A 15,103-nucleotide genomic window follows, 5' to 3' on the forward strand; every position below is an offset into this window, starting at 1 on the left:
CACCAAACGAACAACGACAAAAAACAGACATCACTAAAAGCCACCCCGCCCGCAGGGCCCCCTCCCGCCCCACGTCAAGCAAACGTATCCACCAGCCCCACCGAGCGCCGCGAGGCCACATTCCCTACTGTCTGCACCGACCCATCCGCGCCATCAACAAGCGAACCACCTGTCCCGCCACCGCCAGACCCGCCGCGCGAGCGGCCCTCCCCGGTATTTTGCTGCTGGCCGCTCTGCCGCGCGAACCCATCACTCACACTCGTGCTCCCCAGCCCGATCCCATTCGATTCCATCGCCTCCCGCAACTTCGGCAACGCCGCTTCCACCGCCTCCCGCACCGACTGATGCTGCGAGACGAACAGCGCGTGCGCATGGTTATCCGCGACCTGCAACACGACCTGCAGTGGCCCCAGGTCCTTCGGATTCAACGTTAGTTCGGCGCTCTGCGAATGCGCGTTCGACAGGAACACCACCTTCTGACTCAGCGCGTCCTCCCAGTCGCTCGTGCCGACCTGCGGAGTCAGCGCGTTCGCGGCCGCCGCCGCGCTTGCGTTGCCGGTGCTCTGCGCGGCGGCCGTCGTGCTCGCGGCGTTCGCCGCCGCCTGGCTGGCCGCCAGCGCGGCGTTCGCCGCATCGGCCGCGCTCTGCGCGGTCGCAACGTTGTCGGGCTGTCCGTTGCTCGTCGCGGCTGCGCTCAACGCGTCGGCCGCCGATTTCGCGTTGGCCGGGTCGGTCAGCGCGGTCGTCGTGGCAGCCGTTTGGGCTGCGTGCGTGGCGCCGGCGCCCTTGCCGTCGCCGAACAGGCCGCTGGCGGACGTCTTGCCGTCCGCCGTGCTGCTCAGGCCGCCTTTCGCGCCTGTGACACTGGCCCCAGCCGCCGCGGCGTTGAACGCCGCGCCGGTGGTGAGCGCTTGCGCCGGCACCGCGCCCTGGCCGCTCGCGAGTGCCGAGAGCGCGCTTTGCAGCGCGTCGTGCAACGTCTTTGGATCGATCGTGCCGTTCTTGCCTGTCACTTTGCCGAGCATGCTGGTTGCCGTGCCGGCCAACCCGCCGATCGCATCGGCCGCGGACGTCGCCGCGTCGGCCGTGCTGGCGTTCGCGTCGGCATTGTTCGTGGCGGCTTGCGCCTGGGCCTGGGCCTGTGCGGCGGCTGCCGCCGCGGCGAGCGCGCCGGCGTCCGTCTGCGCTTTCTGCGACTGCTCGCTGGTCGACTTGCCGCCCGCCTGCTGCGCGTGCCCCGACGATGACGCCGCCGTGCTGGCCGCGCCGCTGCCGTTCTGTCCGTTGCTCGCGTGCTGCGGCGCGGGTGCGGGCGTGGACGGCGGCGTGGGCGCGGCGGGCGGCGGTGCGTCATGCACGCTCGACCCCGCGGTTTGCGACGCGCTCGACGCATTCGCCTGCTGCTGGTTCGCGTTCTGCGCGGCCGCGCTGTTCTGCTGATCGATGCTCTGCTGCAATGTCTGCGCGAACGGGCTGGCAACGACCGCGGCATTCACCGCGGCGGTCGTCGACGCACTGCCGCCCGGACCGAGCAGCGAGCTGATTTGTGAAAGAAGCGACATAGGGAATCCTGTCAGTCCGTCAAACGGGGTGTGCGGTGGAGCAAAGCAGTGAAGCGGCGCAACAAGAGAGCCTTGCCATGCGGCTCACCACCGCGCGACCTGTGCCAGCCAGGTGCGGTGCCGTTCGCATCACACGCCCTCGGTGCGCATGCGCAGAATCCGCGCCGCGTGCTCGTCGGCGTCGCGCTGCTCGCGCCGCGCGGCGACCTTTGCGTCGGCCGCTTCGCCGCGCGCCTGCAGCACTTCGTACGAGCCCAGCTTCTGCTTCTGGCGCTGCCAGTCGGGCTTTGCGGCTTCGACGCGCGCGTTGGCCGCGGCCAGCAGATTGCGCTGCTGCTCGATCGCCGCATCGAGCGTGTCGATGAAAGCCTGGAAGTTGCGCATGTTGCCGGCCGGCATGCCCGACTGCGCGCTCTCGGTGAAGCGCGCGTGGTATTCGTCGCGGTACTGCACCAGCGCGTCGAGCTGCGCGGCAACGTCGTTGCGCTCGCGCTGCGCGCGGCCGAGGCGTTGCGCGGCGGCGTCGACATCGTCCTGCGCGAGACCGATCAGCGTTTTGATCGGGAAGTGTTTCGCCATCGTCAGCCTCCTCGGGCCAGTTCTCGCCAATAACGGGCTTGCCAACATGCGTTTGCCAACATGCGTTTGCGCCAGCGGTAGCAGGGCAAGGCGCCGTCTGGCCGCGTCGGACAGGCGCCGGCCGGCGCCGCAATGGGGATCAAACGCAAGTACCCCACGGAACAACCTGTCACGCGGTGCAAGCCGCCGGAAGGGCCGGTCACCGCGTGATGCTGGCAAATACGTCGAGTATCCGTCGTCTCTGTCCGTTGCCGGGCCGCCTGGCGGCCGGCGCAAGCTCCCTGCAAGCCTGAACCGGCCTAGCCAAACAGCGCATTGAGCATCTGAATGCTCGGTTCGAAGTTCGCGCACTCGCGAAAACCCTGCTGCAGGAACTGTTCCATCCGCGGGTATAGCGCGATCGCGCGATCGAGCACCGCATCGCGGCCGCTCGAATACGCGCCGACATTGATCAGATCGCGGTTGCGTTGGTAGCGCGACAGCATCTGCTTGAACATACGCGTTTTATTCAAATGGTTCTCGTCGATAAGCGCGGTCATTGCCCGGCTAATCGACGCTTCGATATCGATCGCCGGGTAGTGGCCGGCCTCGGCGAGCGCGCGCGACAGCACGATATGGCCGTCCAGAATCGCGCGCGCCGAGTCGGCGATCGGATCCTGCTGGTCGTCGCCTTCGGTGAGCACGGTGTAAAACGCGGTGATCGAACCGCCGCCCGCCGGGCCGTTGCCGGTGCGCTCGACGAGCGCCGGCAGCTTCGCGAACACCGACGGCGGATAGCCCTTGGTCGCGGGCGGCTCGCCAACGGCCAGCGCGATCTCGCGCTGCGCCATCGCGTAGCGGGTCAGCGAATCCATCAGCAGCAGCACGTGCTTGCCCTGATCGCGGAAATATTCGGCGAGCGACGTCGAATACGCGGCCGCCTGCATCCGCAGCAGCGGCGACACGTCGGCGGGCGCCGCGATCACAACCGAGCGCGCGAGGCCTTCGTCGCCGAGAATCTGCTCGATGAATTCCTTCACTTCGCGGCCGCGTTCGCCGATCAGGCCGATCACGATCACCTCGGCGCTCGTATAGCGCGCCATCGTGCCGAGCAGCACCGATTTACCGACGCCCGAGCCGGCGAACAGGCCCATGCGCTGGCCTCGACCGACCGTCAGCAGCGCATTGATCGCGCGCACGCCGACGTCGAGCACCTGGTGGATCGGCTCGCGATGGAGCGGATTGATGACCGGCGCGGACAGCGGCGCATCGCTTTGCGTGCCGAGCGGCCCGAGCCCGTCGAGCGGGCGGCCCGACGCATCGAGCACCCGGCCGAGCAGTTCCCAGCCGACCGGCAGACGCTTCGCGCCCGCCATCGGATCGGCGATCGGCGCGCTTTCGAGCGGGTACACGCGCGCGCCGGGCAACAGGCCGATCACCTCGGTGGTCGGCATCAAAAACAGCTTGTCGCCGGAAAAGCCGACCACTTCGGCTTCGGCCATCGGCAGCGAACTGCCGAGCGGCAGCTCGATCATCACTTCGGCGCCGACTGACAGCCGCAGGCCCACGGCCTCCAGCACGAGACCGGCCGCGCGGGTCAGACGTCCGCACGCGCGCAGCGGCCTCGCAATCGCATTGCGCGCGCGCAGCGTGTCCAACTGGCCGCGCCAGGCCTGCATGTAGGGGTTTGCGTCGAGCGCGGGATCGTAGGCGGGCAGACGGGCAGCGGGGGGCGCGACGCGCGAGGCGGGGTCCGTGAGCGGATGCTCGCCGGCGGGCTCGAGTGGCGGTGGCGCGGCGATATCGCCGAAGCCGTGCGCTTCGCGGCGCGTGCCCGCCAGATCAGCGTTCGGGTCCGCCAGCGCGGTGCCGAACGACGCCAGCGCGAGCTCGCGTTCGAGCGGCGTCAGGTCGCTTGAATGGATCTCCTCGACCGTTACCATGTGCTCACCCTGCCGAGCGCGGCGGCGACGCGCTGCCAGCGCGTGTCGATGCCGGCGTCGACTTCGCCGGTGGCGGCCTGCGCGCGGCAGCCGCCGCGCTCCACCGATGCATCGGTGCGCACGGTCCAGCCGCGCGTTTGCAATTCCTCGAGCAGATACGCCTCGACGACCGGCAGATCGGCGGGACTCACGATCAGCGTCGGCGCGCCCAGCAGCGCGGGTTCGGTCGCGAGCACTTCGCGCGCCACGGCGATCAGCGCGGTCGGGTCATGCTGCACATGCTGGCGCACGACCTGCTGCGCGATATCGAGCGCGAGCGCGATCAGCGGTTCGGCCATCGCGAACTGCGCGCCGTCGAGCGCCGACTTGAAAGTTTGCGCGAGCGCGGCGAGCTGCATGGCTTCCTCGCGCGCTTCGGCGCGGCCCTGCTCGAACCCCTGCGCGTGGCCCTGCGCGTAGCCGGCCTGATAGCCGAGCGCCTGGCCCGCCACATGGCCGGCCTGAATGCCTTGGCCGTGCGCGGCTTCGCGCAGCCCTTCGAGTTCCGCTTCGAACGCGCGCTGGTCGAATTCGGGTTCGGCCGGCGGCGGCGCGGGCGGCGCCGGATCGAACGACGCCATCTCCCAGCGCTGGTAGGCCGAGAGGCTTTCCTTCGCTGTGGAGTTCGTGTCAGACATACGCGTCTTCCGCCTTGCCGCCGAGCACGATCTGGCCGCTTTCGGCCAGATTGCGCACGATCTGCAGGATGCGGCGCTGCTGCGTCTCGACTTCGGAGACGCGCACCGGGCCGCGCGCGTCGAGGTCTTCGGCGAGCAGTTCGGCCGCGCGCTGCGACATGTTCGACAGGAACTTCTGGCGCAGAGCGGGCGGCGCGCCCTTCAGCGAGATGATCAGCGCTTCGGACTCGACTTCCTTCAGCAGCAGCTGGATCGCGCGGTCTTCCAGGTCGAGCAGGTTCTCGAACACGAACATCTGGTCGACGATCTTCTGCGCGAGCTCCGCGTCGTACTGGCGCACGTTTTCGAGTACGCCTTCCTCGTGGTTGCTCGACATGAAGTTGAGGATTTCGGCCGCGGTGCGAATCCCGCCCATCGGGCTGCGCTTCAGGTTGTCGCTGCCCGATAGCAGGCCGGTCAGCACGTCGTCGAGTTCGCGCAGCGCGGCCGGCTGGATGCCGTCGAGCGTGGCGATGCGCAGCAGCACGTCATTGCGCAGCCGCTCGGTGAAGCAGGCGGAGATTTCCGATGCCTGGTCGCGGTCGAGATGGACGAGGATGGTCGCGATGATCTGCGGATGTTCGTTCTTGATGAGTTCGGCGACGGCCGCCGAATCCATCCACTTGAGCCCTTCGATACCGCTCGTGTCGCTGCCCTGCAAGATGCGATCGATGATGACGCCGGCCTTGTCGTCGCCGAGCGCCTTGGTCAGTACCGAACGGATGTACTCGTTGGAATCGAGCGACATGCCGGTGTGCTGCTCGGCCTCGCGCACGAACTCCTGCAGCACTTCGTCGACCTGTTCGCGGGTCACGTTCCTCAGCGCCGACATCGCGACGCCGATCTTCTGGACTTCGCGCGGCCCGAGGAATTTGAACACCTGCGCCGCCTCTTCCTCGCCGATCGACATCAGCAGCAGCGCGCTTTTCACTACGCCTTCAGCGCTCATCGGACACCCAGCTCTTTACGACGGTTGCGACGATCTTCGGATCCTGGCGCGCGATGCTGCGCGCGAATTCCAGGTTCTTCTCGTACTTGTGTTTCGCGTTTTCGAGCGCGAGCGTCTCGGGGTCGGCCTGGATCTCGACGATCGCGCCATCGCGATCGTCGGCTCGGATGCCGTCGAGCAGCATCGGTTCGTCCATCCCCGGGAGCGCCGCGACCGGCTCGGCCGGCGGCGGGAACGCGCGGCGCAGCGCCGGTTTCACCATCACGAAGTAGAGGAACAGGGCCACCGCGCCGATGCCGACGTACGTCGCGATCTGCTTGTAGAGCGCGAGCATGTCCGGCGTGCGCCACCACGGCAGGTTCGCGTACGGATCGATTTCGGCGGTGAACGCGCTGTTGACCACGTTGACCGAGTCGCCGCGCGCCGCGTCGAAGCCCATCGCGTCCTTCACGAGCTGGGTGACCTGGGCGAGCTTGTCGGCGCTGACCGGCTGCATCGTCACGTTGCCCTTCGCGTCGGCCACCTTCATATAGTTGACGACCACCGCGACCGACAGCCGGCGGATGCCGCCCATCGGGCTGTCGATGTGGCGCACGGTTTTGTCGAGCTCGTAGTTGGTGGTCGAATCCTTGCGGTCGCTGACCGGCGTCGCGCTCACGCCGCTCGCGCCGTTGCCTGCGACGATCGGCGCGGAGGCCGGCTGCGGCGGCTGGTTCGACAGCGCGCCCGGCACGCCCGAGGCGCCGCCTTGCGACATTTCGGTCGACGTGCTCGACTGCTGGCTGCGGATCGCCGCCTGCTGCGGATTGCCGTTCGGGCCGTAGTTTTCCGAGGTCTGCTCGCTGTGCGAGAAATCGATGTCGGCGCTGACCTGCGAGTGCGCGTTGCCGCCGCCGAACAGCGGCGCGAGGATCGCGTCGATACGCTGCTGCGTATTGCGCTCGATCTGCTGGCGATACTTCAGTTGCGACGCGTCGAGGCCGCTGCCGGTGCTCGGCTGGGTCAGCAGGTTGCCGTCCTGGTCGAGCACGGTTACGCCTTTGACCGGCATTTCCGGCACCGCCGACGCGATCATGTGCGTGATCGCGACCACCTGGCCTTCATCGAGCACGCGGCCCGGATACAACTGCACGAGCACCGATGCCGACGGCGGCTCCTTGTCGCGCACGAACACGGTCGGCTTCGGGATCGCCAGATGCACGCGCGCCGATTTCACCGACGAGATCGATTCGATCGTGCGTTCCAGTTCGCCTTCGAGCGCGCGCTGATAGTTGATCTGCTCGTCGAACTGGCTGATGCCGAATTTCTGGTTGTCCATCAGCTCGAAGCCGACCGAACCGCTTTTCGGCAGCCCCTGCGAGGCCAGACGCAGGCGCGTTTCGTGGACCTGCTCGGCTGGCACGAGGATCGCGCTGCCGCTGTCGGAGAGCTTGTACGGGACGTTGGCCTGTTGCAGCGCGGCGATGATCGAGCCGCCGTCGCGATCGGACAGGTTGCTATAGAGCACCTTGTAGGTCGGCGCGCGCGACCACAGAAACAGGCCCGCGACCACCGCGATCAGCAGCGCGACCGCGAATATCAGCGGCGCGCGCGGGTTGCCGCGCATCTGCGCGAGTCCGGACAGACGCTGACCGAAGTTGCCGCCGACACCTCCGAGGCCGCCTAGCTCGGCGCCACCGCCGGCCTGGCCGGCGGCGGGCTGGCCGGCAGCGGGCTGCGCGCCGGCGAGCCCCATGCGGGCGTCGGGGTTGATCAACGAGTTGGCTGACGAATCCATGCGTCGTGTTTCTCCGGGGATGCCTTGGTGTTCTGCCGCGATGCCGCGCCGAGGCTCGGCGGACGGACAGACACTTTCACGCTTGAAATTATCCGCAGCGCGGCGCCAGCCGATTGCTTGAATAGAGCCGGGTTTTCCCCCTAGTTTCAGGACTTTCCCGAAGGGGGCGCTGCTATGCTTTCATCCACGCTGGCAGGTCCGCTGACAGGCCGGCCGTTCATTCAACGGAGAAAACATGACGATGCCCGTGAACGCGCTTTCGTCGGCCCTGCAACAGATGCAGGCGATGGCGGCGCAGGCGGCCGGCGATGCAAGCCCGCTGCAGCAACAGTCCGGCGCGGCCACCCCGACGAGTTTCGGGGCGGCGCTCAAAGCCTCGCTCGACAAGATCAGCAGCGACCAGCAGACGGCGATCGGCGAATCGCAGGCGTTCGAACTCGGTTCGCCGAACGTGTCGCTGAACGACGTGATGGTCGATATGCAAAAGGCCAACGTCGGCTTCCAGTTTGGTCTGCAAGTGCGCAACAAGCTCGTCGCCGCCTACAACGACATCGCGCAGATGTCGATCTGAACGGGGCCGCCAGGCCCCGCGCGAAGACCCCGCAAGCCACGCCGGCGCCAGCGCCGGCCGGTCCGCCGCGGTTGCCCGCCATGCGCGTGCGTTACCCGTGCGAATCCTCCTTACATTGGTCTAAAGCTTTGCCGCGACCTATCCGATAACCAGGATACGGTCATCTCGGCGCGGCGACGCGCGGCACGGCCGAGCCACGACTTAACCGCAGTCAGTCAGTTTCACAGGAGGAGCGCCGATGTTTTCCCCGGGACACGCTGGAGCCAACGCTTACGCGCGCGTCGGTGTCGAGACGGCTGTGACGGGCGCGAGTCCGCACCGTCTCATCGTGTTGTTGTACCAGGGCGCGAGGCAGGCGATCGCCCAGGCCCGGATGCATTTTCAGCAGGGCAATGTCGCCGAGCGCGGCATGGCGATCAGCAAGGCGATCCGGATCGTCGAAAGCGGCTTGCAGCAGTCGCTCAGCCTCGAGATCGGCGGCGAGATCGCCGGCCGGCTGAATGCGCTGTACAGCTATATGACACGCCGGATGCTGCAGGCCAATGTCCTGCAAAGCGAAGAGATGCTGGTGGAAGTCGACGGCCTGCTCGCGACGCTCGAAGAAGCATGGATCGGGATTGCCCCCGAAGTCGCGCGGATGGCAGCGCAGCCAGCCGCGGAAACCGTGCGATGACATCGAACGCGGAATACTTTGCTCGCTACGAGGCGATCGCAGCGCTGTCGTGCCGCATGCTGACAGCGGCGCGGCGGGCGTCGTGGACCGACCTGCTTCACTTGCAGGACGAGTATCGGCACCTGGTCGAAGCGCTCAAGGACGCCGACGACGGCGTGAAGCTCGACGAGGCCGAGCGGCTGCGCAAGTACGCGCTGATCCGCCAGATTCTCGCCGACGACGCCGCGATCCGCGACCTCGCGAATCCGCGCATGGCGAATCTGTCGGCGCTGTTCGCCGGCCGGCCGACGCGGGTGCTGAAGGAACTGTACGGAGCACGCTGAGCGCGGGAGCGCGACAGCGCGCGTGCCGCTGGTGTAGGTGTCGTGCGCCGCTGCGCCGCGCGCCGCACCCGTCAGTGCAGAGCGGTCAGAGCAATCAGAGCATTGAGCGCGTCGCCGCCAATGCGACCAGGGAACCGGCATGAACGGAATCGATTCGGCCCTCGCTTCGGTGCTTTCGAGCCGGATCGACAGCCTGCTCAGCATTGCGCCGGGCAGCGCGACCACGGCGCAGACCGGGGCAGCCGGCGTCGGCACCGCGCCCGCGCCGGCGACCCCCAACACCCCGCCGTCACCGCCCGCGTCCGCGCAGACTGCGCTGTCGGCGGTCGCGCTGACGCTCGACGCGATCGCGCGCTCAGGCGGCGAAGCAACGCCCGCCGTGCTTGGCCAGGCGCCGATCTGGGCAGCCGCGCCGGCACTCGAAGTCGCGCTGGCGGGCTTGCCGCAGCCCGATGCGGCTGCCAATAGCGCCAGCAACAGCACCGCCACCGACAGCACCGCCGCGAATGCCACTGCGACGACTGCCACCGCTAGCGTGGCCGCCGCCGAGCTGCCGGTCGCCGCACTCGCGGCCGCGCTCGCACAGACGGTCAGCGATAGTGGCCTGTTCTACGAGGCGCATCTCGCCGCGTGGCTCGTCGGTCAGCGCTCGCCGGCCACGCTGGGGGACGAAGCGCAGAACCGGCTGATTGCCGCCGCGCAATTGCCGCCCGAGCCGGCCGGTGCCGGTGACGACGCGGCCGCGCCACGCGCCGGCGCGTGGCCGGGGGCGGCGGGCGGCGCATCCGACGGCACGTCCGGTGCGGTGCCGCGCGACATGGCAGGCGCCGCCGCGAGCGGCCCCCAGGCCGGCGCCCAAGCCGGTGCGCCAAACACCACGGCCGGCGGCAACTCCGCGCGCGCGATGCCGTCGATCCTGACTGCGCAAGCCGCGCGTTTGGCCGCGGGCGAAGTACTGGCGAACTCGCTGGCCGAGCTGGGCGGCCAGCCCGCGCACGCGGGTCTGCACGGTGGGGCATCGCAAACGGCCGATGCCGGGGCGTCGCAGAATGCGCAATCGATGGCGGCGGCGGTCCATCCGGCGACCGTGCCGCTCGTGCGGCAACAACTCGATCTGCTCGCGACCGGCCAGTTTCGCTGGACCGGCGAGGCTTGGCCAGGCGCGCGGCTCGACTGGACCATCGAACAGGACGGCGACGAATGGGATCGCAGCGGCGGCGGTCCGGCCAGCGAGGACGGCCAGCCATGGCGCACGCGCCTGACGCTGTCGCTACCGACGCTCGGCACCGTCGATGCCGAATTGACGCTGACGGGGATGCAGCTGATCGCGCGCGTGCAGGCGAATCCGCACGGCGCGGCGCGGCTCGCGAGTCAGGGCGACAGTTTCCGCCAGCGCCTCGCCGCGGCGGGTATCGAATTGCAGGGACTGACGATTCGCGAGATCGGCGGCGGCGCGCCCGGTGCGGGAGCGTCTGGGGCGTCTGGCGCGTCTGGCGCGGCGGGGACGCAGGCGGCCTCCGCATATGCGCGCTCGGCTGCCGCGGCTTCCGCCACAGCCGGTTCGGCGGCTTCGGGGGCTACCGGGGTTTCGAGCCTCTCCGCCGGGCGCGGCTCGGCCAATCCGCGCGGCACCGCAACCGGGCCGCGCGAAGATTTCGACTGGGACATCTGATGAGCCGCACGCATCGCCGCAGCGCGGCCGCGATCGTCTACGACAGCCAAGGCGGCGAACCGGCGCCGCGCGTGGTCGCGAAGGGGTATGGGCTGATCGCCGAAATGATCGTGCAGCGCGCGAAGGAGGCGGGGCTATACGTGCACGAGGCACCGGAGATGGTGTCCCTGCTGATGCAGGTCGATCTCGATGCGAGGATTCCGCCGCAGTTGTATCAGGCGGTCGCCGAGTTGCTGGCGTGGCTGCATCGGCTGGAGAGCGGGGCCGATGTCGCGACCGCGCATGACGGAGTGGCTGCCGCGCAGGATGTGGTCGATGTCGAGGCGATCGATGTGACGGGTGGGCCGGCAACGCCCCAATGACGCGTGTTTTGCTTTGCGTTTATCACCCCCCGCCGCAAAACCACGATAGGTCTCGCGCACGCGGGCCGCGACTTCACGCACGAAAAGCCCGCTCGATAATGGCCGCGTGATCGAACGTGGCGGGCAGCGTGCCGTACACCCGGCCGCTTTCGCCGCAGCCGTCGCCAAGACGCGTCGCGATGAATGCGTCGGCGACCTCGGCCGGTGCGTATTGCGCGAGCAGCGTCGCCTGCGCGATCAGCACGATCTGCTGCGCGATGCGCCGCGCCGACGCTTCACGCTGTTGCACCGGCCCGTTCAACGTCGCGGCAAGCCTCGCGAGCGCGGCAGCCAGCGCCGGCTGCGCGTGCGCCGCTTGCTGCCACGCGGCGAACAGCGCCTGCGCGGCGTGCGGTTCGCGTTCCATCGCGCGCAGCACGTCGATGCACATCACGTTGCCGGAGCCTTCCCAGATCGAATTGACCGGCGCTTCCCGATAGAAGCGAGCCATCGGCCCGGTCTCGACGTAGCCGTTGCCGCCCCACACTTCCATCGCCTCGCCGGTGAATTCCAGCGCGCGCTTGCAGACCCAGTACTTCGCGGCCGGCGTAACGATGCGCCGCCACGCGCGTTCGACAGGAGAAGAGGCGGCGCCCGACGATTCCTCGAACGCGCGCGCGACACGCATGAACAGCACGGTGGCCGCTTCGGATTCGAGCGCGAGATCGGCGAGCACGTTGCGCATCAGCGGCTGCTCGGCGAGATGCCGGCCGAATGCGCTGCGGTGCCGCGCGTGATGGATCGCCTGCACGAGCGCCGCGCGCATCAGCGCGGCGCTGCCGATCACGCAGTCGAGCCGCGTGTAGTTCGCCATTTCGATGATGGTCGGCACGCCGCGCCCTTCGTCGCCGATCAGGATGCCGTACGCGTCGAAAAATTCGACCTCACTGCTCGCGTTCGAGCGATTGCCGAGCTTGTCCTTCAGACGCTGGATCTGCACGGCGTTCTTGCTGCCGTCCGGCGTGAAACGCGGCACGAAAAAGCACGACAGCCCCTCGTGCGTGCCGGTGCGCCCGAGCACGAGATGCGCGTCGCACTGCGGCGCCGAGAAAAACCATTTGTGACCGACGAGCCGGTAGCCGCCGCCGCGCCCGCCGGCGTCGATCGCGTGCGCGCGTGTCTGGTTGCTGCGTACGTCCGAGCCGCCCTGCTTCTCGGTCATCCCCATGCCGATCATCGCGGAGCGTTTGTGCGTGAGCGGCAGGTCGCGCGGATCGTGCTCGCGCGCGTACAACTTGTCGCGCAGCGCGTCGAACAGCGCCGGTTCGCGCTGCAGAACGGGGATGCTCGCGAACGTCATCGTCAGCGGGCACAGCGAGCCGGATTCGATTTGCGCGTGCAGAAAGTAGCCGGCACAGCGCGCGACCATCGCGCCATGCTGGGGATCGGAAAACGGCAGCGCGTGCAGCGTTTCGCGCCGCAGCAGCGCGAGCAGTTGATGCCAGGCGGGATGGAACTCGAGCGCATCGATGCGCTCGCCGCGCGGGCTGTGCGTGATCAGCTCGGGCGTGTGACGGTTCGCGAGTTCGGCGAGCGCGAGCGTTTCCGGCGTTGTCAGCGCCGCGCCATGCCGCAGCAGCGCATCGTGACGCCACAACGCGCCATCGCGTTCGACCGCGGCGCATAACGCGGCGTCGCTCGAGAACAGGTTGTAGTCCGCGAGCGGCGGCACCTGATTGGTTACCTGATGAGTCTGTCCGAAGCCGTGCTGTTCCATCTGCTGTCTCCGTTGCCCGGTCATTGTGCGCCGGTTTGCCGGGCCGGTGTCTCGCGCGTCGTGCTGCATCGCGGCCGCGAAGTGCGCGCGCAACCTCCAGCCACGCGCGCGCCGCATACGACAGATAGCCGTTGCGGCGCCAGCCGATCACATTTCGCACGAAATCTCCGGTTCGACGACCGGCAGACAGGTGAATGATCCGGATGATCGTAAGTCACGACACTTACGGCGCGGCGCCGCTTGGGCGCGTGCGACGCCGACAAGCCGATTTGCTACAATCGCCGTTCGTCTTCGAGGAGCGTTGCGACGGGTACCGCGAATCCTTATTCGCCGGCCGCCCGCCAGGCTCGAAGGCTTCAATCGGAGGGCCAGGCTGCGCAGCGCGCCGATCCCCCGCATCGAACCGCGCTCACGTCACATTTCTAGTCACTACTTAGAAAGGAGGGCGTGATGAACGCCGCAGTTATCGATTCCCAAAATCAGGATTACGTCGTTGCCGACATGTCGCTCGCCGCGTGGGGCCGCAAGGAACTCACGATCGCCGAGACCGAAATGCCCGGCCTCATGCAAACGCGTGACGAGTACAACGCGCAACAGCCGCTGAAGGGCGCGCGCGTCGCCGGCTCGCTGCACATGACGATCCAGACCGGCGTGCTGATCGAAACGCTGACCGCGCTGGGCGCGGATGTGCGCTGGGCGTCGTGCAACATCTTCTCGACCCAGGACCACGCGGCCGCCGCGATCGCGCAGGCCGGCACGCCGGTGTTCGCATTCAAGGGCGAATCGCTCGATGAATACTGGGAATTCTCGCACCGCATCTTCGAATGGCCGAACGGCGAGTTCGCCAACATGATCCTCGACGACGGCGGCGACGCAACGCTGCTGCTGATTCTCGGCTCGAAGGCCGAGAAGGACCGCTCGGTGATCGCCAAGCCGACCAACGAGGAAGAAGTCGCGCTGTACAAATCGATCGCGAAGCACCTCGACGCGGATCCGACGTGGTACTCGACTCGCCTCGCGCACATCAAGGGCGTCACCGAAGAAACCACGACCGGCGTGCACCGTCTGTACCAGATGGAAAAGGAAGGCCGCCTGCCGTTCCCGGCGATCAACGTCAACGATTCGGTGACGAAGTCGAAGTTCGACAACCTGTACGGCTGCCGCGAGTCGCTGGTCGACGGCATCAAGCGCGCGACCGATGTGATGATCGCGGGCAAGATCGCGGTCGTGGCCGGTTACGGCGATGTGGGCAAGGGCTGCGCGCAATCGCTGCGCGGTCTGGGCGCAACGGTGTGGGTCACCGAAATCGATCCGATCTGCGCACTGCAGGCCGCGATGGAAGGCTACCGCGTCGTGACAATGGAATACGCGGCCGACAAGGCCGACATCTTCGTGACCGCGACCGGCAACTACCATGTGCTGAACCACGACCACCTGAAGGCGATGCGTCATAACGCGATCGTCTGCAACATCGGCCACTTCGACTCGGAAATCGACGTCGCGTCGACCCGCCAGTACCAGTGGGACAACATCAAGCCGCAAGTCGACCACATCATTTTCCCGGACGGCAAGCGCGTGATTCTGCTGGCCGAAGGCCGTCTCGTGAACCTCGGCTGCGCGACCGGCCACCCGTCGTTCGTGATGTCGAATTCGTTCACGAACCAGACGCTCGCGCAGATCGAACTGTTCACGCAGGGCGCCAAGTATGAAAACAAGGTGTACGTGCTGCCGAAGCATCTGGACGAGAAGGTCGCGCGTCTGCATCTGGCGCGCATCGGCGCGAACCTGACCGTGCTGTCGGACGCGCAGGCCGGCTATATCGGCGTCGACAAGAACGGTCCGTTCAAGCCGAACCACTACCGCTACTAAGCACGCGCGTCGTCGAGTCTGATTCGCGCGTTCGCGCGTTCAGCCTCGCGGGCGGGCAGCGGTAGAAGTAAAAACAATGACGGTCTGATCACGGGGCGGCGCGCAATGCGCCGCTTTGTTCGCCAGCGCCGCTTTTCGTTCAATCGACATCCTGCCCACACAGGTGCTTACAAGGAGCTCTATATGACCGTGCTGCTGACCTGGCTCATCAACGCGCTCGCGCTTTTGATCATCACCTACCTCGTTCCGTCGATCCACATCCGCAGCTTCGGCACCGCGCTGATCGTCGCGATCGTGCTTGGCCTCATCAATACGGTGCTGCGCCCGGTGCTGATCCTGCTCACGCTGCCCGTCACGATTCTTACGCTCGGG

14 protein-coding genes, 1 pseudogene and 1 riboswitch are annotated in these 15,103 nt (G+C 67.6%); of the genes and pseudogenes, 7 read left to right on the forward strand and 8 right to left on the reverse strand.

The features are described 5' to 3' along the window. Positions 1–74: 74 nt before the first annotated feature. The 6 genes from VGH68_RS04420 to fliF form a co-directional block, all read right to left on the reverse strand. Complete coding sequence (locus tag VGH68_RS04420) at positions 75–1,562, reverse strand: flagellar hook-length control protein FliK (RefSeq protein ID WP_331602284.1); 1,488 nt, start codon at positions 1,560–1,562, stop codon at positions 75–77. Between the two features lie 129 nt (positions 1,563–1,691). After that, complete coding sequence (fliJ, locus tag VGH68_RS04425) at positions 1,692–2,141, reverse strand: flagellar export protein FliJ (RefSeq protein WP_331602285.1); 450 nt, start codon at positions 2,139–2,141, stop codon at positions 1,692–1,694. A 299-nt stretch (positions 2,142–2,440) separates the two neighbouring features. Next, the gene (gene fliI / locus VGH68_RS04430; protein ID WP_331602287.1) at positions 2,441–4,063 is read right to left on the reverse strand and encodes a flagellar protein export ATPase FliI; all 1,623 of its coding nucleotides are present in this window, start codon (positions 4,061–4,063) and stop codon (positions 2,441–2,443) included. Beyond that, positions 4,057–4,740 carry a flagellar assembly protein FliH gene (fliH, locus tag VGH68_RS04435; protein ID WP_331602288.1) on the reverse strand — a complete coding sequence of 228 codons (684 nt, stop codon included), beginning with the start codon at positions 4,738–4,740 and terminating at the stop codon, positions 4,057–4,059. Before fliH ends, fliI begins: the two co-directional genes overlap by 7 nt. After that, a complete protein-coding gene (gene fliG / locus VGH68_RS04440) occupies positions 4,733–5,728 on the reverse strand; it encodes a flagellar motor switch protein FliG (protein ID WP_331602289.1) in 996 nt (331 codons plus the stop codon). The genes fliH and fliG overlap by 8 nt, the downstream gene beginning before the upstream one ends. Then, entirely contained in the window at positions 5,718–7,505 is a 1,788-nt protein-coding gene (fliF, locus tag VGH68_RS04445; protein ID WP_331602290.1) for a flagellar basal-body MS-ring/collar protein FliF, read from the reverse strand. The genes fliG and fliF overlap by 11 nt, the downstream gene beginning before the upstream one ends. A gap of 235 nt (positions 7,506–7,740) precedes the next feature. On the opposite strand from fliF, the gene fliE reads away from it, so the two are divergent. From fliE to VGH68_RS04470, 5 genes are all read left to right on the forward strand, one after another. Further along, positions 7,741–8,076 (forward strand): flagellar hook-basal body complex protein FliE, encoded by a 336-nt coding sequence (fliE, locus tag VGH68_RS04450; protein WP_331602292.1) that lies wholly within the window; start codon positions 7,741–7,743, stop codon positions 8,074–8,076. Positions 8,077–8,314: 238 nt separating this feature from the next. Next, positions 8,315–8,749 (forward strand): flagellar export chaperone FliS, encoded by a 435-nt coding sequence (gene fliS, locus VGH68_RS04455; RefSeq protein WP_331602294.1) that lies wholly within the window; start codon positions 8,315–8,317, stop codon positions 8,747–8,749. Next, positions 8,746–9,072: a flagellar protein FliT gene (locus VGH68_RS04460; RefSeq protein WP_331602295.1), complete on the forward strand. Its 327-nt coding sequence runs from the start codon at positions 8,746–8,748 to the stop codon at positions 9,070–9,072. Before fliS ends, VGH68_RS04460 begins: the two co-directional genes overlap by 4 nt. A gap of 139 nt (positions 9,073–9,211) precedes the next feature. Beyond that, positions 9,212–10,744, forward strand: a complete 1,533-nt coding sequence (locus VGH68_RS04465; protein WP_331602297.1) for a flagellar hook-length control protein FliK — start codon at positions 9,212–9,214, stop codon at positions 10,742–10,744. Then, entirely contained in the window at positions 10,744–11,106 is a 363-nt protein-coding gene (locus VGH68_RS04470) for an EscU/YscU/HrcU family type III secretion system export apparatus switch protein (protein WP_331602298.1), read from the forward strand. The genes VGH68_RS04465 and VGH68_RS04470 overlap by 1 nt, the downstream gene beginning before the upstream one ends. Before the next feature lie 73 nt (positions 11,107–11,179). Here the strand turns inward: VGH68_RS04470 and VGH68_RS04475 are convergent, their stop codons facing one another. Further along, on the reverse strand, positions 11,180–12,862 hold the full coding sequence (locus tag VGH68_RS04475) for an isovaleryl-CoA dehydrogenase (protein WP_331602299.1): 1,683 nt from the start codon (positions 12,860–12,862) through the stop codon (positions 11,180–11,182). Between the two features lie 79 nt (positions 12,863–12,941). After that, a pseudogene (locus VGH68_RS30050) lies at positions 12,942–13,096 on the reverse strand (LysR family transcriptional regulator); the annotation flags it as partial. A gap of 53 nt (positions 13,097–13,149) precedes the next feature. Then, positions 13,150–13,280: riboswitch (S-adenosyl-L-homocysteine riboswitch) on the forward strand. Between the two features lie 32 nt (positions 13,281–13,312). Here VGH68_RS30050 and ahcY point away from each other — a divergent pair. Together ahcY and VGH68_RS04485 are read left to right on the forward strand one after the other, a co-directional pair. Then, on the forward strand, positions 13,313–14,731 hold the full coding sequence (ahcY, locus tag VGH68_RS04480; protein WP_331602300.1) for an adenosylhomocysteinase: 1,419 nt from the start codon (positions 13,313–13,315) through the stop codon (positions 14,729–14,731). A 183-nt stretch (positions 14,732–14,914) separates the two neighbouring features. Further along, positions 14,915–15,103 (forward strand): phage holin family protein (locus VGH68_RS04485; RefSeq protein ID WP_331602301.1); only part of this gene is annotated, 189 nt, incomplete at its 3' end.

The organism is Paraburkholderia sp., from assembly GCF_036488505.1.
Taxonomy (GTDB): Bacteria; Pseudomonadota; Gammaproteobacteria; order Burkholderiales; family Burkholderiaceae; genus Paraburkholderia.

Bases quoted from the DNA above. Each gene is read 5' to 3' on its own strand.
- VGH68_RS04420 (WP_331602284.1), bottom strand. From the start codon at position 1,562: ATGTCGCTTCTTTCACAAATCAGCTCGCTGCTCGGTCCGGGCGGCAGT.
- fliJ (WP_331602285.1), bottom strand. From the start codon at position 2,141: ATGGCGAAACACTTCCCGATCAAAACGCTGATCGGTCTCGCGCAGGAC.
- fliI (WP_331602287.1), bottom strand. From the start codon at position 4,063: ATGGTAACGGTCGAGGAGATCCATTCAAGCGACCTGACGCCGCTCGAA.
- fliH (WP_331602288.1), bottom strand. From the start codon at position 4,740: ATGTCTGACACGAACTCCACAGCGAAGGAAAGCCTCTCGGCCTACCAG.
- fliG (WP_331602289.1), bottom strand. From the start codon at position 5,728: ATGAGCGCTGAAGGCGTAGTGAAAAGCGCGCTGCTGCTGATGTCGATC.
- fliF (WP_331602290.1), bottom strand. From the start codon at position 7,505: ATGGATTCGTCAGCCAACTCGTTGATCAACCCCGACGCCCGCATGGGG.
- fliE (WP_331602292.1), top strand. From the start codon at position 7,741: ATGACGATGCCCGTGAACGCGCTTTCGTCGGCCCTGCAACAGATGCAG.
- fliS (WP_331602294.1), top strand. From the start codon at position 8,315: ATGTTTTCCCCGGGACACGCTGGAGCCAACGCTTACGCGCGCGTCGGT.
- VGH68_RS04460 (WP_331602295.1), top strand. From the start codon at position 8,746: ATGACATCGAACGCGGAATACTTTGCTCGCTACGAGGCGATCGCAGCG.
- VGH68_RS04465 (WP_331602297.1), top strand. From the start codon at position 9,212: ATGAACGGAATCGATTCGGCCCTCGCTTCGGTGCTTTCGAGCCGGATC.
- VGH68_RS04470 (WP_331602298.1), top strand. From the start codon at position 10,744: ATGAGCCGCACGCATCGCCGCAGCGCGGCCGCGATCGTCTACGACAGC.
- VGH68_RS04475 (WP_331602299.1), bottom strand. From the start codon at position 12,862: ATGGAACAGCACGGCTTCGGACAGACTCATCAGGTAACCAATCAGGTG.
- ahcY (WP_331602300.1), top strand. From the start codon at position 13,313: ATGAACGCCGCAGTTATCGATTCCCAAAATCAGGATTACGTCGTTGCC.